Source organism: Streptacidiphilus fuscans, assembly GCF_015690355.1.
Lineage (GTDB): Bacteria > Actinomycetota > Actinomycetes > Streptomycetales > Streptomycetaceae > Streptacidiphilus > Streptacidiphilus fuscans.
Genome location: NZ_JADPRT010000022.1, coordinates 54,783 through 73,563, shown reverse-complemented (window position 1 = coordinate 73,563; position 18,781 = coordinate 54,783). Strand labels below are relative to the sequence as shown.

Annotated in this window: 20 protein-coding genes; 9 read left to right on the top strand and 11 right to left on the bottom strand. The window is 72.1% G+C overall.

Translation table 11 applies throughout. From position 1 onward, the window contains the following. Nucleotides 1-116: 116 nt before the first annotated feature. Complete coding sequence (locus tag I2501_RS35875; protein WP_196194075.1) at nt 117-566, bottom strand: hypothetical protein; 450 nt, start codon at nt 564-566, stop codon at nt 117-119. A 119-nt stretch (nt 567-685) separates the two neighbouring features. Between I2501_RS35875 and I2501_RS35870 the strand changes: the two genes are divergently transcribed. Continuing rightward, a complete protein-coding gene (locus I2501_RS35870) occupies nt 686-1,492 on the top strand; it encodes a protein phosphatase 2C domain-containing protein (protein WP_196194074.1) in 807 nt (268 codons plus the stop codon). A 16-nt stretch (nt 1,493-1,508) separates the two neighbouring features. Here I2501_RS35870 and I2501_RS35865 read toward each other — a convergent pair whose 3' ends face one another. The 4 genes from I2501_RS35865 to I2501_RS35850 all read right to left on the bottom strand — a co-directional run bounded on the left by I2501_RS35865 (nt 1,509) and on the right by I2501_RS35850 (nt 3,719). Next, complete coding sequence (locus tag I2501_RS35865) at nt 1,509-1,760, bottom strand: hypothetical protein (protein ID WP_215909533.1); 252 nt, start codon at nt 1,758-1,760, stop codon at nt 1,509-1,511. Between the two features lie 5 nt (nt 1,761-1,765). Next, the gene (locus I2501_RS35860; RefSeq protein ID WP_236046169.1) at nt 1,766-2,368 is read right to left on the bottom strand and encodes a maleylpyruvate isomerase N-terminal domain-containing protein; all 603 of its coding nucleotides are present in this window, start codon (nt 2,366-2,368) and stop codon (nt 1,766-1,768) included. Between the two features lie 35 nt (nt 2,369-2,403). Next, nucleotides 2,404-2,847, bottom strand: coding sequence for a hypothetical protein (locus I2501_RS35855; RefSeq protein ID WP_196194073.1), 444 nt, complete (start codon nt 2,845-2,847; stop codon nt 2,404-2,406). A gap of 152 nt (nt 2,848-2,999) precedes the next feature. Next, nucleotides 3,000-3,719 (bottom strand): TetR family transcriptional regulator, encoded by a 720-nt coding sequence (locus I2501_RS35850; protein ID WP_196194072.1) that lies wholly within the window; start codon nt 3,717-3,719, stop codon nt 3,000-3,002. Between the two features lie 176 nt (nt 3,720-3,895). Here I2501_RS35850 and I2501_RS35845 point away from each other — a divergent pair, with 176 nt between their 5' ends. The 3 genes from I2501_RS35845 (at nt 3,896) to I2501_RS35835 (ending at nt 8,379) form a co-directional block, all read left to right on the top strand. Next, a complete protein-coding gene (locus tag I2501_RS35845) occupies nt 3,896-6,199 on the top strand; it encodes an MMPL family transporter (RefSeq protein ID WP_196194071.1) in 2,304 nt (767 codons plus the stop codon). A gap of 264 nt (nt 6,200-6,463) precedes the next feature. Next, nucleotides 6,464-7,852 carry a streptophobe family protein gene (locus tag I2501_RS35840; protein ID WP_215909532.1) on the top strand — a complete coding sequence of 463 codons (1,389 nt, stop codon included), beginning with the start codon at nt 6,464-6,466 and terminating at the stop codon, nt 7,850-7,852. A 50-nt stretch (nt 7,853-7,902) separates the two neighbouring features. Further along, a complete protein-coding gene (locus I2501_RS35835; protein ID WP_196194070.1) occupies nt 7,903-8,379 on the top strand; it encodes a hypothetical protein in 477 nt (158 codons plus the stop codon). A gap of 36 nt (nt 8,380-8,415) precedes the next feature. Here I2501_RS35835 and I2501_RS35830 read toward each other — a convergent pair whose 3' ends face one another. The 5 genes from I2501_RS35830 to I2501_RS35810 all read right to left on the bottom strand — a co-directional run bounded on the left by I2501_RS35830 (nt 8,416) and on the right by I2501_RS35810 (nt 12,532). Continuing rightward, nucleotides 8,416-9,870, bottom strand: coding sequence for a hypothetical protein (locus I2501_RS35830; protein WP_196194069.1), 1,455 nt, complete (start codon nt 9,868-9,870; stop codon nt 8,416-8,418). A gap of 299 nt (nt 9,871-10,169) precedes the next feature. After that, the gene (locus I2501_RS35825; protein WP_236046168.1) at nt 10,170-10,622 is read right to left on the bottom strand and encodes a DUF4442 domain-containing protein; all 453 of its coding nucleotides are present in this window, start codon (nt 10,620-10,622) and stop codon (nt 10,170-10,172) included. A gap of 49 nt (nt 10,623-10,671) precedes the next feature. Further along, nucleotides 10,672-11,253, bottom strand: coding sequence for a DoxX family protein (locus I2501_RS35820; protein WP_196194068.1), 582 nt, complete (start codon nt 11,251-11,253; stop codon nt 10,672-10,674). 174 nt (nt 11,254-11,427) lie between these two features. Further along, entirely contained in the window at nt 11,428-11,856 is a 429-nt protein-coding gene (locus tag I2501_RS35815) for a GNAT family N-acetyltransferase (protein WP_196194168.1), read from the bottom strand. A gap of 268 nt (nt 11,857-12,124) precedes the next feature. Beyond that, the gene (locus tag I2501_RS35810; RefSeq protein ID WP_196194067.1) at nt 12,125-12,532 is read right to left on the bottom strand and encodes an ankyrin repeat domain-containing protein; all 408 of its coding nucleotides are present in this window, start codon (nt 12,530-12,532) and stop codon (nt 12,125-12,127) included. Between the two features lie 417 nt (nt 12,533-12,949). Here I2501_RS35810 and I2501_RS35805 point away from each other — a divergent pair, with 417 nt between their 5' ends. The 4 genes from I2501_RS35805 to I2501_RS35790 all read left to right on the top strand — a co-directional run bounded on the left by I2501_RS35805 (nt 12,950) and on the right by I2501_RS35790 (nt 16,890). Then, the gene (locus tag I2501_RS35805; RefSeq protein WP_037606139.1) at nt 12,950-13,144 is read left to right on the top strand and encodes a hypothetical protein; all 195 of its coding nucleotides are present in this window, start codon (nt 12,950-12,952) and stop codon (nt 13,142-13,144) included. 29 nt (nt 13,145-13,173) lie between these two features. Then, on the top strand, nt 13,174-14,841 hold the full coding sequence (locus I2501_RS35800; RefSeq protein ID WP_196194066.1) for a hypothetical protein: 1,668 nt from the start codon (nt 13,174-13,176) through the stop codon (nt 14,839-14,841). A gap of 218 nt (nt 14,842-15,059) precedes the next feature. Beyond that, nucleotides 15,060-16,613 (top strand): amino acid permease, encoded by a 1,554-nt coding sequence (locus I2501_RS35795; RefSeq protein WP_236046167.1) that lies wholly within the window; start codon nt 15,060-15,062, stop codon nt 16,611-16,613. Nucleotides 16,614-16,689: 76 nt separating this feature from the next. Beyond that, nucleotides 16,690-16,890: a DNA-binding protein gene (locus tag I2501_RS35790; protein ID WP_196194065.1), complete on the top strand. Its 201-nt coding sequence runs from the start codon at nt 16,690-16,692 to the stop codon at nt 16,888-16,890. A 10-nt stretch (nt 16,891-16,900) separates the two neighbouring features. On the opposite strand, the gene I2501_RS35785 is transcribed toward I2501_RS35790, so the two are convergent. Then, nucleotides 16,901-17,518: a hypothetical protein gene (locus I2501_RS35785; protein WP_196194064.1), complete on the bottom strand. Its 618-nt coding sequence runs from the start codon at nt 17,516-17,518 to the stop codon at nt 16,901-16,903. A 402-nt stretch (nt 17,519-17,920) separates the two neighbouring features. Here I2501_RS35785 and I2501_RS35780 point away from each other — a divergent pair, with 402 nt between their 5' ends. After that, complete coding sequence (locus I2501_RS35780) at nt 17,921-18,724, top strand: glycerophosphodiester phosphodiesterase (RefSeq protein WP_328806342.1); 804 nt, start codon at nt 17,921-17,923, stop codon at nt 18,722-18,724. The last annotated feature ends 57 nt before the right edge of the window (nt 18,725-18,781 follow it).

Genomic DNA, 18,781 nt, shown 5'->3' with positions numbered 1-18,781 from the left:
CCCTGGCCCACCCTGCGCTCACGCCCTTGCCGGGCGCCTGTCTCGTGCATGGCCCATGGCCGACCCGGCAGTCACAGAACCGACGTTAGTACACGCCCCACGACTCCGGCAACGCGTTACCGGCCGGCCCCGGCCTGCCCCTCCGGCGGTCCCGACAGCACGCGGACCGCGTACGGCCGCAGGCTGTCCTGCCCGTGCTCACTGCGGTACCCGAGGGCGGCGAGCGTGCGGACCAGCGCCTCGGCCATGACGATCCGGACCGATCCGCCCGCCTCCGTCTCCGCGTCGACGTCCGGGTGCACCCGCCAGTGCAGCCACACGCCACCCACCGCGTCGTCGAACGCGTCGACCTCGACCTCGGCCCCGGCGCGGGTGGAGGGCGTCACCTCGTACGGCTTGGCCTCCAGACCGGCGGCCAACAGATCGCGTTCCACCCGCGCCGCCAGGCGCAGCAACGCGGCGGCTGCGGGCGGGTCGAGGCGCTTCGGCCCGATGCCGTCGACGCCGGGGTCTGCGGTGCTCGCCGGCGTGCCGTGCGCGTGCCCGTGCTCCAAGTCGCGGTCCATGCACGACAGCCTAGGCACAGCGCCCGTGTCGCTGGGCCGGGACACGTGAGGACGGGCATGATCGGGGAAGAGCACCGACGGAGATCGCGCAACAGAGAGCCTGAAGGAGCCCCAGCGCCGTGCAGATCAGCTACGCCTGCGAGCCGAGCCCGGACACCGCCGCCAACGAGGACTTCGTCATCGCCGGACCACTGTTCGCGCTCGTGCTGGACGGGGCAACCGCCAGTGGCCTGCCGACCGGCTGCGTCCACGACGTGGCGTGGTTCGTCCAGCGGCTGGGCGCGGAGCTGGCGGGCTTCCTGCTGTCGCATCCGGACGAGCCGCTGCCGGAGGTGCTGCGCCAGGCGATCCTGCGCACCCGGGACCTGCATCCGCAGTGCGACCTCGACAACCCTGACAGTCCGTCAGCGACGGTGGCACTGCTCCGCGTCGCCCCGGACGCGGACCGGCTGGACTGCCTGGTGCTGGCCGACTCCCCGATCGTGGTCCGCGGCGTGGACGGCCGCGTCGAGGTCCACGCCGACGACCGGATCGACCATCTGCCCGCCTACGACCGGGAGTCGGTGAGCCGCCTGCGCAACGCCCCCGGCGGCTTCTGGGTCGCCTCGGCCCGCCCCGAGGCGGCGGAGCAGGCGGTCACCGCCTCCCACTCCCTCTCCCGCGTCCGTGACGTGGCCGCGCTCTCCGACGGCATCGGCCGCCTGGTGGACCGCTTCGGCTGGACCTGGCCCGGACTCCTCGACGCGCTCGGCACGGACGGCCCGTCCCATCTCGTCGACGCCGTCCGCAAGCACGAACTCGACCTGGCCGAAGGCTCGTTCCGCGGCAAGCGCCACGACGACGCGACCGTCCTGTACGCGCAGTTCCACCCTTCCAGCGGCGGAGGCACCAGCGGCCGTACCACCGACGCGGCGGCGGCACAGTGAGCCCCAGGAGCGGTCGCTACCAGCGCAGTTCGAGCGTCAGCTCGTCGCGCAGCGGGATGCCGTACTCGCCGGTCACCGGGATGGACGGCTTGAAGCGCCGCGCCGCGTCCACCGCACCCGGCGCAACGCCGACGATCCGCAGGCCACGTCGCTGGTAGAACCGCAGCGCGTCGAGGTTGTCATTGGTGGTCACCAACCACGCACCGAGCAACTCGGCGATCCACGCGCGGTCCCCCGCACCGGCGGCGCGTACGCGGAAGTCCGTCACGGCACTCACTCCTCCGCGACGGCGGCCCGCCAGGTCCAGGAGGTCCGGCGCGGCAAGCCAGGAAGGGTCGTGCGCCCGGTGCACCAGAGCAGCGCCTGCCCCGGCGTGACCGCGCCCTCGGCGGTGCTCGGCGCGTCCGGGAACAGCCTGATCAGGGCCGCTGCGGCGGCATCGGCGGGCGGCTCCCAGACCAGGCCGAGACCGGTGGTGATGTCGTGGGTGTGGACCAGGGTCTCGGTCACGCCCATGGCCGCGAAGCCGGTCGGGTCCGTCGGACCCCAGTGCCAGGCCCGCGCCTCCGGCGGGGCTGCGGCCAACGCGGCGGACAGCAGCCCGCCGCAGGCCGAGACCGCCTGCAACACCTCCGTCAGGGAGGCGGACGGACGGACCGTCAGATCGAGCGGCAGGTAGGCGTCGTCCGGACGAGCCGTCAACTGGCAGGCGTAGGCGAACAGATCATGTGCCACATGCGCGGCCGTCTCGCGGCAGCTCCAGCTGAGCGTGCCCGCCGGGCCGGACCAGTCCTCGGACGTGTGCGGCCCCAGCACACGCAGCATCTCGGCGACCGCAGCGTCGACGTCCCGGTGATCCATCCGGCGCTGATCCATACGCCGATGCTACGGGCTCACCGTCGGGACGGCCGTCAGCTCTGGAAGCGCTTGGCCAGCTTTGGGTCGGCCTGCCACCAGAGGCCGTTCGGAGCCGCCTCGCCCGGATCGACGGCCTCGGCCGCAGCCTGCGACGGAGTTCCCTCGGCCACGACGCCCTGGGCGACGACGCGCATCAGCAGGCCCGGCACGAAGCCGAACACCACATACAGGAACGGCAGGATGCCGACCAGCAGCGACATGCCCGTGCTGGTGACCTGCACCCGGTACGCGCCCTCCTCGGGCATCTCGATCACGACGTCGTTGGACCGACCGCCCTTGGCCGTGACGCGCACGGTGTGCGATCCGGCGTCGAGCGGGAAGCGGGCCAGACTGCCCTGCTTGACCTCGCCCACGCGTTCGCCGTCGACGAGAACCCCGAGCACGCTCGCAGTCCGCAGCGGAGGCGCCTCCGCCCGGATCACCATCTCCCCGGCCACCGGCACATCCTCCTGCTGTACGCCGCGCTGCTGGACACCGCGCTGTCCCAGCGAGCATACGCGCGCTTCCTGGGCGCTCCCCGGGCGGGGGCGACCTACCGGATCGGACGCTTCGCACGCCGACGGCCTCCGACGATCAGCGCCCGAGCCGTTCAGCCCTCCAGCGCGGCGAATCCGGTCCGGAGCAACTCGACCGGGTCGACCGCCTCCCGCTCCGCCTCCGAGAGCCGCCCGTAGGCGAGCCGCACGGCCCGCAGCACCCCCACACCCGCGCGGCTCAGCACGCTCGCCCGAAACGCAGCCCCCTCGACCCCGGTACCCGTTCCCTCCGCTGCCCCCAGCCGCTCCCGGAACGCGGCGGCCACGGCCTCTTCGAGGTCGTAGAGCAGGAACCGGTCGCCACGGCCGGGGACGTCGAGGCGCCCCTGCGCCTCCAACTGCAACGGGCCGGGAACGGCGAGCAGAATCGCCGGATTGGTCTCGTGCCGCCGGGCCAGCTCCAGCAGTGCCTCACGCAGCGCGACCAGCGGGGGCTCGTCCGCCGGGCGGGCGCGGACCCCGGCCCCGAGCAGCGGGATCAGGTCCACGACCTGCTGCAGGACCAGGCTCTCCTTGCTGGGGAAGTAGCGGAAGAAGGTCCGCTCCCCCACCCCGGCCGCCGCCGCGATGTCGCGGACCGTCGTCGCCGCGAAGCCGCGCTCCTGGAACAGCTGCGCAGCGGCCTCGACGAGCGCCTCGTGGGTGCGCCGCTTGTTCTCCTCGCGTCGGCCCAAGGGCTCGGACGTCGCCTCGGTCGTCGCCTCTGTCGTCACTTCGGCCGTCGCTTCGGTCGCCGTCTCCTCCGCCGCGTGCGCGGTCGCTGCCGTGTCCACGGGACGAGTATCCCAGCCTCGGGCATCTCAGCCTCAGGGATGATTCTGGCAGTTCTGCCACTTTGCTATTTTGGCAGGACTGCCACTTCTTCGGCAGCCCAGGTCGGCAGGCCAAGGTGCCCCATGTGCCCTCGCCGCCTGCGCCCACACGCACGCACGCACCACGGAGCACCCTCATGCCCACCTACCTGCACCGTCTCGGCAGGTTCGCCTTCCGGCACCGACGAAGCGTGCTGGCGCTCTGGCTGGCGGCGGTCGCCGCCGTCGTCGCCTGCACCGTGGCCTTCGGCGGGTCCGGGAAGTTCGACAACACCTTCACCATCCCGGGCTCCGAGTCGCAGCAGGCGCTGGACCGGATGAAGACCGACTTCCCGGCCTCCTCGGGCACCAGCGCCCAACTCGTCTTCACCGCGCCGAACGGGCAGAAGGTCACCGACCCCACTGACGCCGCCGCCATCGACGCGGCGGTGACCGCCGCTCAGTCCGCACCGCAGGTCGCCAAGGTGATCAGCCCGTTCGCGGCGCACACGGTCTCGCCGGACGGCAGCACCGCCGTGGCCCAGGTCCAGTACGAGGTGCCCCAGAGCGGCCTCCAGTCGGACGCGCTGACCAGCCTCCAGTCGTCCGTCGACGCCGCGGTCGCACACGCCTCCCCGAACCCGGCCACAGGTGCCAGCAGCGTCGATGTCGTCGTCGGCGGCTCGGCGTTCGGCAACGCGCCGTCGAAGTCGAACTCCGACGTGATCGGCGTCGGCGTCGCGCTGCTCATCCTCACGCTCACCTTCGGCTCGCTGCTGACAGCCGGAGTGCCGATGGTGACCGCGATCTTCGGGGTGGCGACCGCCATCTTCGGGCTGCTCTCGCTGACCGGCGTCGCCTCGATCTCGTCCACCGCGCAGAGCCTGGCCCTGATGATCGGGCTGGCCGTCGGCATCGACTACGCGCTCTTCATCGTCAGCCGTCACCGTGCCCAACTCGCCCACGGCATGGACCCGGAGGAGTCGGCCGCACTGGCCGTCGGCACGGCCGGCAGCGCCGTGGTCTTCGCCGGGCTGACCGTGGTCATCGCCATGGCCGGGCTGACCGTGATCGGCATACCCTTCCTGACCGCGATGGGCCTGGCCGCCGCAGGCGCCGTGCTCACCGCCGTGCTGGTGGCGACGACCCTGCTGCCCGCGATCCTCGGCTTCGCCGGCCGCCGCCTCACCCCGAAGCCTGGCTCGCGCGCGGTCCGCCGCGACCAGGCCATCGCCGCGGCCGAGCGCGACACCGCGTCCGCCAACCTCGGCACCCCCGGCACCCCCGCCAAGTCGGCCAAGTCGGCCAACGCCGCCGAGCGTTGGTTCCGACTGGTCACCCGCAAGCCGCTGTTGACCCTGCTCGTCGTCGTCGCGGCACTTGGCGCGCTGGCCTGGCCCGCGCACAGCATGCGGCTGGCCCTGCCGGACAACTCCACCGCCCCGGCGGGCTCTTCGCAGCGCGTCGCCTACGACGAGATCAGCTCCGCCTTCGGCCCCGGCTTCAACGGCCCACTGCTCGTCCTGGCCGACACCGGCGCGAGCAGCGACCCGACCGCCGCGACCCAGCAGATCGCCACGACGCTGCGCACGCTCCCCGACGTCGCCGCGGTCGGCAAGCCGGTCACGAACCCGGCGACGCACACCTCCCTGATCCAGGTGATCCCCAAGAGCGCGCCCAGCGACGAGGCGACGAAGACGCTGGTCAACACCATCCGCGCGGACAAGGGCACGATCCAGCAGCAGACCGGCGCGAGCATCCAGGTCACCGGCAGCACCGCCGTCAGCATCGACGTCGCCGCCAAGCTCAACGCCGCGCTGGTGCCGTTCACGGCCGTCGTGGTCGGACTCTCGCTGCTCCTGCTGCTGCTCGTGTTCCGCTCGTTGGTGGTGCCGCTCAAGGCCGCGGCGGGCTTCCTGCTGTCGATCGGGGCGACCCTCGGCGCGGTCGTCGGCGTCTTCCAACTCGGCCATCTGGGCGGCCTCTTCGGCCTGGACACGACGGGCCCGGTGAGCAGCTTCCTGCCGATCCTGCTGCTCGCGGTGCTGTTCGGGCTCGCGATGGACTACGAGGTCTTCCTGGTCTCCCGGATGCGCGAGGCCTACGTCCGCAGCCGTGACCCACTCGGTTCGGTGCACAGCGGCGCGCGGCACAGCGGACGAGTCGTCACCGCCGCCGCACTGATCATGATCTCGGTGTTCGCGTCCTTCCTCGGCACCGACAGCATGATCCTCAAGCAGATCGCGTTCGCCCTGGCGGTCGGGGTCCTGATCGACGCCTTCGTGATCCGGATGACCTTCGTCCCAGCGGTCCTTGCCCTGACCGGCCGTGCCGCATGGTGGCTCCCCAAGTGGCTCGCCCGCACCCTGCCCGACCTCGACATCGAGGGCGAGCGCCTCCAACAGCACACCCACCCGTCGGAGCCCGAGGACGCCACCCGCGCGGCTGAACCCGTCGCCTAGCCTGACGGCACGTCAGCGTCAGTCCGCCCTCCCCGTGCCCCCGCCCGGAACATCGGCCGGATCATGTGCCTGGACGCCGTCCAGCACCCCGGCCGCCGGGCTCGGCGACGAGATCGCGATCCGGCACGAAGCGGCGCGCGCGGTCCGGCACGAGCGGCTCTCGGTCGCGGGCCGCGGCCCGCCGCGCCGGTCACCGCTCGCGCCCGCCACGAGGGAGGCGGAGGCTGGAGGAGGGGTCGGCTTCACTGCGTCCCGGGAGGCGCGATGCATCCGGGTTCGGGCGGACGTTCCGACGAAGCGAGGCCCGGCCTGGGCCTCCTCCTGCTGCGGAACTGGAACGCGGCCATCGGCGTGGTGGTCTGCGCGCTGCTTGCCATGGGGGTGCTCGGGGCACTCGGTCTCTGGCTGGCCAAGGCGAACACGCTGCCCGGGGACTCGTTCGGGTCGGTGCTCGCGGCGACCATGCTGATGGCGTTGGGCGCGCCGGCGAGCGTGCAAGGGTCGGCCGGGTTCATCGCGAGCGGCAGCGCGGGCGTGGCGGCGATGCCGCTGTCGCTCAGCCTGGCCGGAGCCCTGGTCGCGGGGTACGCCTTCCTACGGCCGCTGCGCCGGCGTGCCGACCAGAACGGGCAGGACCGGCAGGACCGGCAGGCCGCCGTGCAGGGGCGGGAGCTGCTCGGCCGGGTGCTGTTGACCGCCGCGCTGTGGGCGGGCGCGGTCGCGCTGCTGGCGTGGGCCGCCCGGCACAGCTTCGTGGTCTCGACCGGGAACTCGATCACCGACCAGATCACCGGCGCGCTCGGGGCCTCGCCCACGGTCGGGTTCCGGGTCGACTTCGGGTCGGCCATCGGGTACGGGCTGCTCTGGCTGGCCGTCGTCCTGCTGCTCGCGTTCGCGGTCTCCCGCGCCGCGCCGCTGCCCGCGCGGCTGCTGCGGATCCAGGGCGCGGTGCGTCCGCCGGTGTCGGCGATGGTGGTGCTGCTGGTCGGGTACGTGCTGGTCGCACTGGTCGCGGGGGTCGTGACGGCCGTGGTGCACGGCCCGGCCAGGGACACCTTCGCCGTGATCCTGCTGGCCCTGCCCAACCTCGCCTGGCTGGCCTTCGGCCTGGGCCTCGGGGCGACCTGGCACGGGCACCTGAACGCCACGATCGGGCTGCCGATGCCGAAGGTCCTGTCGGAGGTGCTCCGGTCCGCGGGCACCCAGGACCGGACGGTCAGCCTCGGCACGCTCGCCCAGCAGGACGGCCGCGTCTGGTGGCTACCGGTCCTCGCGGGCCTTGCCCTGCTCTGCTGCGGCATCGCCATGGGCCGGACCGGCGGCAGGACGACGGCGTGGCGGCACGCGGTCGGTCTGGGGCTGACGACGGCGCTGACGATGCTGCTGGTCGGCCTGCTCACCCGGGTCTCGGCCGCCTACGGCCTCTCCCTCCTCGGCGTCGGCGGCACCGGCGGAATCTCCGGCCTGCTCGGCAACCTGATCGGCGGCACCGGCATCCCCAAGGCCCTGACCGGCAGCGTCACCCTGATCCCCGACCTCCTCCGCGGCGTCCTCCTGGGCGCCCTCTGGGGCGCACTGGCAGGCGTGATCGGCGGCTGGATCGGCGCCCACCTGCGCCGCAACCCCGCGCGACCACCCGTGAGCGCCCCCTGACGACGTAGCCGCACCGAACGCTGTCAGTGCGGCCCGCTACGTTGCCGCACATGAGCGACACCTTCGAACTCATCGTCACCGCCGACCTGCGCGACGAACTCTCCGAACCGGAGCTGGCCGAGCTGCGCTGGCATCTCGGCCTCGGCCCGCAACCGGAGCAGCTGACCATCGTCCGCGAGTTCCCCGTCGTGGTCCTCGACGACGCGGGGAACCCCGCCGTCGAGAACGCGCCCGAGCCGCTGCTGGCCGGGCACGGCCCGGCCCAGGACGTGGGCGGCGCGCTCTGCGCGGCGCTGGAGCGTCGCGACGACGACCGACGGCCCAGCTGGGCGCTGACGTCCCGCCGGGAGATACATCCGGACGAGTTCGAGAAGGCCGGCGAGCTGCTCTGCTGGCTGGCCGACCGCCTCGAAGCCCACCACCGCCTCACGGACGGTGCGGTCTGGATGGGCTACTTCCGGTTCCACGAGGAGCTGCTGCCGCACGTGCTCGAGGTCACCGACGGCCACGTCAACTGGGACGACTGACCACCGGGCACCCCTGCCACGGCGGAGTCGCCCGGCTCACCAGCTCCAGCCGTGCCCGCCGGTGTTGTGGAAGAGGGCCAGCCCCAGGGTGAACCACGTCAGCAGCAGGTCCGCGCGGCGGCGCGACGGCAGGACCGCGGCCAGGGGCCAGACCAGCGCGGCGTACCAGGGCATGCACCAGGGCGCGGCCAGCAGCCAGCCCAGGGCCAGCGCGTAGGCGCCGCGCGGCTGTTCCAGGCCGAGCTCGGCCGGGTGGCCGACCGTGCGGCGGTAGAAGATCCAGCCCATCGCCAGCATGGCCACCGGCCAGGCCAGGGTGATGACGGCCTCGGTGACGCCCTGGCCCACGGTCACGCGGCCGAGCAGGTCGACCAGCGCCCAGACCGACGGGGACGAGACGAGCTGTGAGGCCTGGGAGAGCGGGTCCAGCCCGTGGATGCCGATCGGTACGTACATCACCGCCAGCGGCACCAGGCAGCTGACCGTGCGGACGATCAGCCGCTTCCACTCGCGCTCGCGCAGCAGCGGCCAGGAGAGGCCGACGGCGACCAGTGCGGCGCTGATCTTGACGCCGCAGGCCATGCCGAGGAGCGCGCCGACCACCATCTCGTGGCTGGCCGGCGACTCGCGCACCCGCAGCGCGGCGTACGCGGCGCAGGCGCTGAACAGGGCGATGTAGGTGTCCAGGTGTCCGCCGCCGACGAGCAGGCACAGCAGCAGCGGGTTGGCCGCCCAGAGCAGCGCCGCCCGGCTGCGGTCGCGCGCCATCCGGACCAGGACCAGCCCGGTCAGCACATAGGCCGCCGCGTTGGCGAGCATCAGCACGGTGATGGTGAGCGTGAGGCGGCTGCCGCCGATGTCGGCGGCCAGCTGCTGGACGAACGTGGCGAGCGGTCCGTAGACGGACGGCGTGAAGAGCCAGTTGTTGCCGACCAGGTGCGCGTACGAGCCGCCGAGCTCACCCGGCAGCGTGCGGTAGGGGTCCAGCCCGAGGGACGCGATCCGCCCGTACGCCGCGTAACTGGCGGTGTCGGCCGAACCGACCGGGGTCCCGACGGCGAGGAGCAGCGCGCCGAACGCGCCCAGCCCCACCAGCCGCTTCGGCGACGGCGACCAGCCGCGCCTGTTGGCGGCCAGCATCCGTATCAGCCCCGCGCCCTGAGCAGCTATGGCCGCACAGGTCAGGTAGGTCGAGGCGGGACCGGGCAGCTTCGGCAGCCGTAGCGAGCTGACGGCGATGTCGAGGGTGTGGTCGTTGGGGGCGGCGAAGGCCACGAAGGCCATCAGCAGGACACCCGCGACGGAGAGGCTTATGGCCCCCCAGGGTGTCGCTGTGGCCTCGGCGGCCCCGGTACTGCCGGAGCCTCCCGAGCCGTCGGAACCGCTCCGGCTGTCGGCGACGCCGTCCCGCGTCGCCGACTGCTCTCCTGATCTGGGTGACACCACGCGCGCATCCGGCGGCGCGACGGCATCGACTATGGGTGCTGACACGCCCGCTCGCCCTCCCGCGATGGTCTGCGTCGAAGTAGGCCCCCAAAGGGGCCTTGTCTCGGCACGCCAAGGCGACGAGCTGTTGGTGGACCGTCCCCGCCCCGGATAGTGCGCTGGCAGATCATATCCACGCGCGCGCGAACCGTGCTGGGCGGGTCACAGGATCTCCACGTGGTCGAAGCCGATCGGCCCCGATCCGGACAGTGACGGATGGTCACCGTCCATCAACGAGGCGTGTTCGACGACAGTCGACCACCAGGCGCCGCCGCGTCCCTGACTGTGGGTCAGCGGTCAGGGCGTCAGCGATTGGGGCGCAGGGTCCACGTGATGGTCATCTCACCGGTGATTGCGCCGTCGGCGCGTCGGATGGTCACCTCGACCGGGAACTCGGGACGCTGCCCGGCGTCCAGCTCGGCGACGACGTCGGCGGCGGGACGGCCGAGCTCGGCGGTCGCGGTGACCTCGCCCATGGCGAGCTTGCGGTAGGCGATCTTCGCGTCGACCGCGAGCGGCACGGCGCGCGTCAGCTGGTCACCGAAGGCGGACAGGACGATCGCGCCGCTCGCCGACTCGGCGAGGGTGAACATCGCGCCGGCGTGCGGGCCGCCGACGTGGTTGTGGAACTCGGCCTGATCGGGCAGGCGCAGCACCGCGCGGGTCGCGGTGCACTCGTCGAAGGTGAGGTTGAGGGTCCGGACCATGGGAACGGTCTGGGGGAGCAGTTCGGCGATCGACGGCATGGCGTTGGTCATGGACCGGATATTACTCGCCAGTAGCTTCGTTGCCAACGACGGGTCGGTATCAGGCGGAGCCCGCCGTGCCGTCCGGCTCCTGCCGCCCCTGGCCCCGCTCCGCCTCGTCCTTGGCCAGCTGCGCCGCGGCGACCGCCGCCTCGCGCTTGCTGACGACGGCAGCGGCGGCTGCGGCCGCAGCGCCGAAGGCCAGCACGACCATGCCCGGACGGTTCAGGCAGTTGCCGCTGATGTGGTCGAACGAGAAGACTCCCGGCCCGGCGAGACCGAGGCCCGCCGCCACATACCCGAGGTAGGCCGGGTACTCGTAGCCGCCCGACTGGGCGAAGAAACCGGCGGGCCGGTGCACCGCGACCGCGCCCGCCATGGCACCCGCCGCAGCCGCACCGGCGGCCGGAGTGGCCACGCCGAGGGCCAGCAGCACCCCGCCACCGGCCTCACCGAGCCCGGCCGCGAGCGCGCTCTGGCGGCCGGGGTGGAAGCCCATCGCCTCCATCGCCTGCGCGGTCCGGTCCAGACCGGCGCCGCCGAACCACCCGAACAGCTTCTGGGCGCCGTGCGCGAAGAGCACGCCGCCGGTCCCGACGCGCAGCACCAGCAGTCCCAGATCCTTGCGAGGCAGGCACGGCATGAGGAAGTCCTTCCGGCGAGGGAGCGTTCGTCCAGTTCGTCCAGCACCAGTCTTCGCCGAAACCCCTGGCCCGGCCCCTCCTGGTTAGCCCACCCGTGGGAGCGGTGCGGCGCGCGACCTGGGCGAGGCGCGAACTGACCGGCGCGCGACGTCACCGCAGCGCTCCCGGAGGCCTCAGGCCAGGGCCTTGCCCAGGCAGATCGAGGAGTCGTACTCGCGGTAGAAGCCGAACTTCGGGACTGGCTCGTAGCCCTCGGACTTGTACAGCGCCAGGGCCTCCGGCTGCTGGTCACCGGTCTCCAGGATCATCCGGCGGCGTCCCGCCCGCCGGGCGTCCTCCTCCAGGAACCGGAGCATCCGCCGGGCCAGGCCGCGTCCGCGCGCGGCGGCACGCGTGTACATCCGCTTGATCTCGGCGTCCCCGTCGGCCAGGCCGATCTCGCCTGACTCCTGCGCCCGCCACGCGCCGGTCCCCACCGGCGACCCGTCCAGGTCGTAGAGCACGGCGAAGGCCCCCAGCGGCGGCGCGAAATCGTCCTCGACGAGGTCCGTCTCGTCGGGGCCGCCGTAGCGCCGCACGTACTCCTGCTGGACCTCGGCCATCAACAGCTGCGCGTCCGGGTGCCCGTACCCGACGACTCGTATCCGCTCCACGCGTGCTCCGCCTCCGCTCTGACCGATCTGCTCTTCCGAACGCCTCCGCCACCGGCCTGACCTGCGACGGCAGCGGCGACGGCAGCCTTCGAGTCTACGCAGCGCCCGCGCCCTTCCGGACGGGCGCCCGGAGCCACGTCCGCAGCCACCCCCGGACGCGCCTCCGCCGCCGGCGGGAAGACCCGGCCGACGGCGGAGGCATGGGACCAAGGCCGGGCTACTGCCCGAGCAGCTCCGTGCGGCCGAACATCTGGGCCGTCTGGCGGGCCGAGGGCTGGCCCGCGTCGGGGTCGGCGCCGGCGGCGAGGAGGGCGGTGATCACGTCGGCAGAGCCCTTGAAGACCGCGCCCGCCAGCGGGGTCTGACCCCGGTCGTTGGGGCGGTCGGCGTCCGCGCCGCGTTCGACGAGGGTGCGGACGGCCTCGGCGTGGCCGTGGTACGCGGCCAGCATGAGCAGCGTGTCGCCCTTCTCGTTGGTCAGGTTCGCCGGAACGCCCGCGTCGATATAGGCGGCGAGCCCGGCGGCGTCGCCCGCGCGGGCGAGGTCGAAGACCTTGCCCGCGAGCGCGGCGACCTCGGGGTCGACGGCGTCGGCGCCGCCCGTGGCGTCGTTCTGATCAGTCATAGGTGTCTTCGTTCGCTTTCTCGACGGCCGCGCCGACCCGACTGGGGTCGGCGAGCGCGAGCGTACGCCGTCGGGCCACCCGCACGAAGGGTGACGCGGCAGCGTTCCACTCCCCGGACAGGTCCCCGGACAGCTCCCCGGACGGTCCCTCAGGTCGCCCTGACGGGTGCGACACCCGTCCCCGACCGGGTGTCAGCCATCCGGGCGAATCACCCGCGCGCCGCCGCGTGGTGGCGGGCCATCGGAGACACGATCACGGGCGAGGCGGGTGCGCACCCGGCAAAACCACCCATTTGCTGCTATTCATTGGTTATTACTTTTTGTCACGATGGTTCAACATTGCGTGACGAGTAAGTAAGGAAGGCCTGTCCCACCAGGCCCACCACAGCCCGCTGTCCCTACTACGAGGAGACCCTCGTGATCCTCTCCGTCTCCGGAGTCGTCCTGCTGGGAATCATCGTGTTCCTGTTCTTCCGCAAGGACGGCCTGAAGCTCTCCCATGCTCTGGTCTGCGCGCTGTTCGGTTTCTATCTCGCCGGAACCGCGATCGCCCCCAGCATCAAGGCCGGTGGCGCGAGCCTCGCCAGCCTGCTCGGCGGCATCAAGTTCTGACGCCCCCGAACCTGCCCCGGAGCACATCGATGACCTTCACCGAGCACCTGACCCGAGGGCGCGACCTGGCACGTACCGCGAGTGACCACGCGGCCGACATGTTCGGCCCGCTGATCACCATCGGCCGTGGTCTGCGCGCCCACGCACAGTGGACGAAGAACTGGTGGGCGAACACCCCCAAGGACAAGCGCGGGCCCGCGCTCTTCCTGGTGGTGGCCGTCGTGGCCGCCGTGGCCCTGCTGCCCTACGGCCCGCTGCTGGCCCTGCTCGCCCTGATGGGCAGCGCCGCCTGGGCGGGACGTTCGCGCACCGAGCCCGCGCCGCCCGCGCCCGACACCAGCCAGCTCAAACTCGCCGCCGTGTACACCGCGCTGACGCCGTATCTGGTCCACGAGTCGGACCCGAGCCCGCTCTACGCGCACGGCGGCGACTTCAAGGACGCGTTCACCGGCTGGGAGTTCGACGAGGAGGGCCGGCTGACCTCGCTGGACCTGCGCTACCCCGCCTACTTCACCGACACCGAGCCCCACTCGCGGGCCCGGATCGAGCAGGTGATCCACGGCAAGGTCGGCCGCAGCCGCGAGTACCGGTTCACCTGGGACCAGGAGGTCAACCGCCTCCAGGTCAGCGCGCTGCCGCCGCTGCCGGGTGACATCGCCGCACAGACCTTCGTCACCGCCGCAGGCGAACTGGTGCTGGGGTTCACCGACACCACCAGTACCAACCGGATGATCCCGGTCCGTCAGGCCGGCGGTCAGGCGCACCAGCCGCCGGTGCTCTGGCGCACCGGTCCGCGCTCCGCCGAGCCGCACCTGCTGGCTCTGGGCGCGCACGGCTACGGCACCTCGACGCTGCTGCGCTCGCTCGCGCTCCAGGCGCTGCAGTACGGCGACATCGCCGTCATCGACGGCGCGGGCACTGGGGAACACGCCTGCCTGGTGGGCCGTCCGGGCGTGCACACGGTGGAGACCAGCCTGCACGGCGCGCTCGCCGCGCTGGAGTGGGCGGCCAACGAGACGCAGCGCCGTCTCGACGCGCACAACCTGGCCAAGCGCTCCGGCGGCGTCCCACCCGCGGACACCCTGCGTCCGCTCTGGCTGCTGCTCGACCACCCCTCGGAGCTGACCGAGCTGGCCCAGGCGGAGGGACGCACCGACCCGCAGGAGCTGCTGGAGGTGCCACTGCGTCACGGCCGCACCGCGCACGTGACGGTGGTGGTCGTCGACCGACTGGAGGCGCTGGACCGGATCCGGCCCGGGGTCAGGACCGCGTGCCGGGCACGGGTCGTGCTCGGTCCGATCGGCCAGGAGACGGCGCTGGAGGCGCTGGGCGCGCCGCTGGACATCACCCCGTCCAGCCACACCCCGCCCGGCCGCGGCTACGCCCGGCTCGGCAACTCCGCACCGATCCGGCTCCAGGTCCCGGCGACGCCCGACCCGCTGGACGAGGACGCGCCGACCGACCAGCGCGACGCGGTCATCGCCCTGCTCCCCCACGCGGACACCCGCACCGAGACGACGACGGAGCTGAACCTCGGCACGGACCTGCTCGGCAAGGACCTGTTGAGCAAGGACCGCTCCAACAGCCACTCCAGGGACATGGCCCCCGTCGACCTGCCCCCGGTCGAACTGCCGCCGGACCTCCCGCCGATGCCGACGCTGCCCCCGCTGCCGACCGAGGCCCCCCGCTTCTCCTGAGCCCTTCCTTGCTGAGCCCTTGCTTGCTGAACCGTTGCTTCGGGAACCGTCGCCGCGCAAGCCGACCGCACGCCCCCTGTCCGAACAGGCAGGGGGCGTCGTCGTGTCCGCATTCCTGACGACCCCTTGACGGCACCACCGGAACCAGTGCTCAATGGTGCGCCAATGGACTGCCTTCATACCATTGAGCGGTCCGCACCCACACACCAGAGGTGCGCATGTCGTCCCCAGAGCCCTCAGCCCTCGCCCCGGACGCAACCGCTCCGGGATCGACCAGTGACGAGCAACGCCTCCACGAGCTCGGCTATGCACAGGAGTTGGCCCGCACCATGTCGGGCTTCTCCAATTTCGCTGTCTCCTTCACCATCATCTCCATCCTGTCCGGCTGCCTGACGCTCTACGGGACGGGCATGGGCACCGGCGGCCCGGCCGTCATCGTCTGGGGCTGGCCGGTGGTCGGCCTGATGACGCTGCTGGTCGGCCTGGCCATGGCCGAGGTCTGTTCCAGCTATCCGACGGCGGGCGGCCTCTACTACTGGGCGGCCAAGCTCTCCCCGCGCAACGGCCCGCTGTTCTCCTGGTTCACGGGCTGGTTCAACTTCCTCGGCCAGGTCGCCGTGACCGCCGGGATCGACTTCGGCGCGGCGCAGTTCATCAACGCGCTGCTGGACCTGCAGGGTTGGTTCTCGGCGACGCAGGCCCACACCGTGATCATCTTCGGGCTGATCCTGCTGCTCCACGGCGCGCTCAACACCTTCGGCGTGCGGCTGGTCGCGATGCTCAACAACGTCAGCGTCTGGTGGCACGTGCTGGGCGTGGTGGTGATCGTCGCGGTCCTCGGCATCGTGCCGTCCAAGCACGAGTCGGCGGGCTTCGTCTTCGGACACTTCGTCAACACCACCGGCTGGGGCAGCTCCCTCTACGTCGCCGCGCTGGGGCTGCTGCTCGCCCAGTACACCTTCACCGGGTACGACGCCTCCGCGCACATGACGGAGGAGACCCGCGACGCCGCTCGGACCGGGCCGCGCGGGATCATCATCTCGATCCTGGTGTCGCTCGTCGCGGGCTGGGTGCTGCTGATCGGCATCACCTTCGCCATCCAGGACTACAACGGCGAGATGAACACCCCCACCCACGTCGCACCCGCGCAGATCTTCATCGACGCGGTCGGCTCGACCGGCGGCAAGCTGCTGCTGCTCATCGCCATCGGCGCGCAGCTGTTCTGCGGGATGAGCTCCGTCACCGCCAACTCCCGCATGATCTACGCCTTCTCGCGTGACGGCGCGCTGCCGGGCTCGGCCCTGTGGCACCGGATCAACCCGCGGACCAGGACGCCCACCAACGGCGTCTGGCTGGCCGCGGGCGGCGCGTTCGTGCTGGGGCTGCCGGCGCTGTGGAACAACACCGCGTACACGGCGGTGACGTCGATCTCGGTCATCGGGCTCTACATCGCCTACGTCATCCCCACCTTCCTGCGGCTGCGGCTGGGCTCGGCGTTCCGGCCGGGTCCGTGGCAACTCGGGCGCTGGAGCCGCCCGGTGGGGACGGTGGCCGTGGTCTGGGTCGCGATCATCACCGTGCTGTTCATGCTGCCGACCGCCAACCCGATCACCCGGGACACCTTCAACTACGCGCCGATCGCGGTACTGGTGGTGCTGGGCTTCGCGGGCGGCTGGTGGCTGCTGTCCGCGCGCAGGTGGTTCGTCGGGCCCAAGGTCCAGGGCTCGGTGGAGGAACTCGCGGCGGTCGAGCGCGAGCTCGGCGGCGCGTGACCCGACCGGCGGGAGCGGGTACCAACCGCTGCGGGGACACCTCCCCGCGACGCCCGCTCCCGCCGGAAGGACCCGCATGACCCCGCTCCCCACCGGCCTCGCCGCCCCGGCCCGCGAGGCGCTCGACCGGGCCGGCTACCGTTGTCTCGAGGATTTGGACGGCATCCCCGAGGCGTCCCTGCGCCACCTGCCGGGCGTCGGGCCGAAGGCCCTGCGCCTGCTCCGCCTGGCCCTGGCCGGGAAGGGCCTGGCGCTGGGGGCCGACACCCGCTTCTGAGCACGGACGATCAGCGGTAGCGGTGCAGCGCGGCGAGAATCTGACGCAGCAGCGGCTCCCCCACCATCACCGCCGGACGGGCGGCCATGGATCCCGGGAGCTGCTGCCCGGGGAGTCGCTGGGGCAGTAGCTCCGGCTCGACCACGTCGCCCTGCGGCAGGCAGTCCTCCGTCGCGTCCGCGTCCGCCGACTCCCGCGCGGCGGCGGTCCGGCACTCGTGCTCGACGACGCCCGGCAGGCACTCCGCGATCGCGCGCAGGTCCAGCCGGGCCATCGCGAGGTTGGCCAGCGAGCGGTCGAGCGAGACCTGGATGAAGGCGTGCGAGATCCCGCCGGGCGGACGGACGGCCTGGAGCATGCAGAAATATCTCCGGCCGGTGATGATGACCTCTTCGACGGTCTGCCGTTCGCCGGATTCCGCGAATTCCTCCCACGAGCCCGCACCGAGCGCGACCGCCGCTTTTCCGCAGAGCTGCGGAAATTGCGAGGCCAGTGCCGGTCGGGCGGTGGAACCGAGCACGCGACCGGTGACCAGGTCGCCGAATTCCACGGCCACCGCACCGGGAATCCGCATCGCACTCTCCAGTGCCCCGGGCGCCACCACCGCGCCCGACGGAGCGGAACTCATGCGCCGCTCGCGCGCGGAACCCCGCGTGGCATCGACGGGACCACCGGCGGAACAATAGCGTCCGCTTCCCCCGTGGCCGTCGGGCCGCCTCCCGGCTGCCGCGCCGACACCCCCGACGTGCCCGGACTCCCGACGGCGACCGCACTCGCCGGCGCCCGGGATTCATGCTCTCGATCTGACATTTACCTATCATTTTCGATCAGACGATGCGCAGAGCCGTCCTAAAAAACGGCATGCGAAATACGCGTCGACGACAGGACGGAACGCCTGGCCGACAACCCCCTGACGCGGACCAGTGGCATTCATTTCAGCCTTTCGGACTATGCCAGTCAACCGATTGCCGTGAATTGGCGCCACACACGTCCCTTCGCGCCACAGCCGCCACAGGGCATACTTCTCCGCGTGACCCGCAGCCTGACCAGCCGACTCGTCCGCCACCCCTACCTCGACCACCCCGGTCCGCTGGCCTTCGCCCACCGGGGCGGGAGCCTGGGCGGACCGGAGAACTCGCTGGCCGCGTTCGAACGCGCGGTCAGACTCGGGTACCGCTATCTGGAGACCGACGTCCACGTCACGTCCGACAACGTCCTGATCGCCTTTCACGACACCCAGCTGGACCGGGTCACCGACGGCACCGGGGCGGTGGCCCAACTGCCGTGGCGGACCGTCTCCGCAGCCCGGATCGCGGGGCGGGAGCCGATCCCCACGCTGGCCGAACTGCTCGACGCCTTCCCGACCACGCGCTTCAACATCGACGTCAAGGCCCCGGGAGCGATCCGCCCGCTGGTCGACGTGATACGCCGCACCAACGCCTGGGACCGGGTCTGCGTCGGCTCCTTCTCCGACGCGCGGATGCGCGCCCTGCGGCAGGTCGCCGGGCCGCGCCTGGCCACCTCCGCCGGGCCGCGCGGCGTAATGGCGCTGAAGCTGCGCTCGCTGACCGGCGGACACGCGCCGATCGCCCGCGCCGTCCGGCGGCAGGCGGTCTGCGTCCAGGTGCCGGAGACCGTGCCGGGCACCGAACTGCGCCTGGTGGACCGGGCGTTCGTGACCACCGCGCACCGGATGGGCCTCCAGGTGCACGTCTGGACGGTGGACGAACCGTCACGCATTCGTGATCTTCTCGATCTGGGCGTGGATGGCATCATGGCGGATCACATCGATGTCCTTCGCGATGTCCTGATCGAGCGCGGAGCCTGGTTTTGATCTCTTCTCCCACTGCCGCCACCTCTCCGGCGACAGCCGACCCCGCCGCCCTGAAAC

What these genes read in the sequence shown, in the direction of transcription:
- I2501_RS35800 (WP_196194066.1), top strand. Translation starts at nt 13,174, where the DNA reads ATGACCTTCACCGAGCACCTGACCCGAGGGCGCGACCTGGCACGTACC.
- I2501_RS35845 (WP_196194071.1), top strand. Translation starts at nt 3,896, where the DNA reads ATGCCCACCTACCTGCACCGTCTCGGCAGGTTCGCCTTCCGGCACCGA.
- I2501_RS35825 (WP_236046168.1), bottom strand. Translation starts at nt 10,622, where the DNA reads ATGACCAACGCCATGCCGTCGATCGCCGAACTGCTCCCCCAGACCGTT.
- I2501_RS35820 (WP_196194068.1), bottom strand. Translation starts at nt 11,253, where the DNA reads ATGCCGTGCCTGCCTCGCAAGGATCTGGGACTGCTGGTGCTGCGCGTC.
- I2501_RS35815 (WP_196194168.1), bottom strand. Translation starts at nt 11,856, where the DNA reads ATGGCCGAGGTCCAGCAGGAGTACGTGCGGCGCTACGGCGGCCCCGAC.
- I2501_RS35795 (WP_236046167.1), top strand. Translation starts at nt 15,060, where the DNA reads ATGTCGTCCCCAGAGCCCTCAGCCCTCGCCCCGGACGCAACCGCTCCG.
- I2501_RS35790 (WP_196194065.1), top strand. Translation starts at nt 16,690, where the DNA reads ATGACCCCGCTCCCCACCGGCCTCGCCGCCCCGGCCCGCGAGGCGCTC.
- I2501_RS35785 (WP_196194064.1), bottom strand. Translation starts at nt 17,518, where the DNA reads ATGAGTTCCGCTCCGTCGGGCGCGGTGGTGGCGCCCGGGGCACTGGAG.
- I2501_RS35875 (WP_196194075.1), bottom strand. Translation starts at nt 566, where the DNA reads ATGGACCGCGACTTGGAGCACGGGCACGCGCACGGCACGCCGGCGAGC.
- I2501_RS35810 (WP_196194067.1), bottom strand. Translation starts at nt 12,532, where the DNA reads ATGACTGATCAGAACGACGCCACGGGCGGCGCCGACGCCGTCGACCCC.
- I2501_RS35860 (WP_236046169.1), bottom strand. Translation starts at nt 2,368, where the DNA reads ATGGATCAGCGCCGGATGGATCACCGGGACGTCGACGCTGCGGTCGCC.
- I2501_RS35835 (WP_196194070.1), top strand. Translation starts at nt 7,903, where the DNA reads ATGAGCGACACCTTCGAACTCATCGTCACCGCCGACCTGCGCGACGAA.
- I2501_RS35840 (WP_215909532.1), top strand. Translation starts at nt 6,464, where the DNA reads ATGCATCCGGGTTCGGGCGGACGTTCCGACGAAGCGAGGCCCGGCCTG.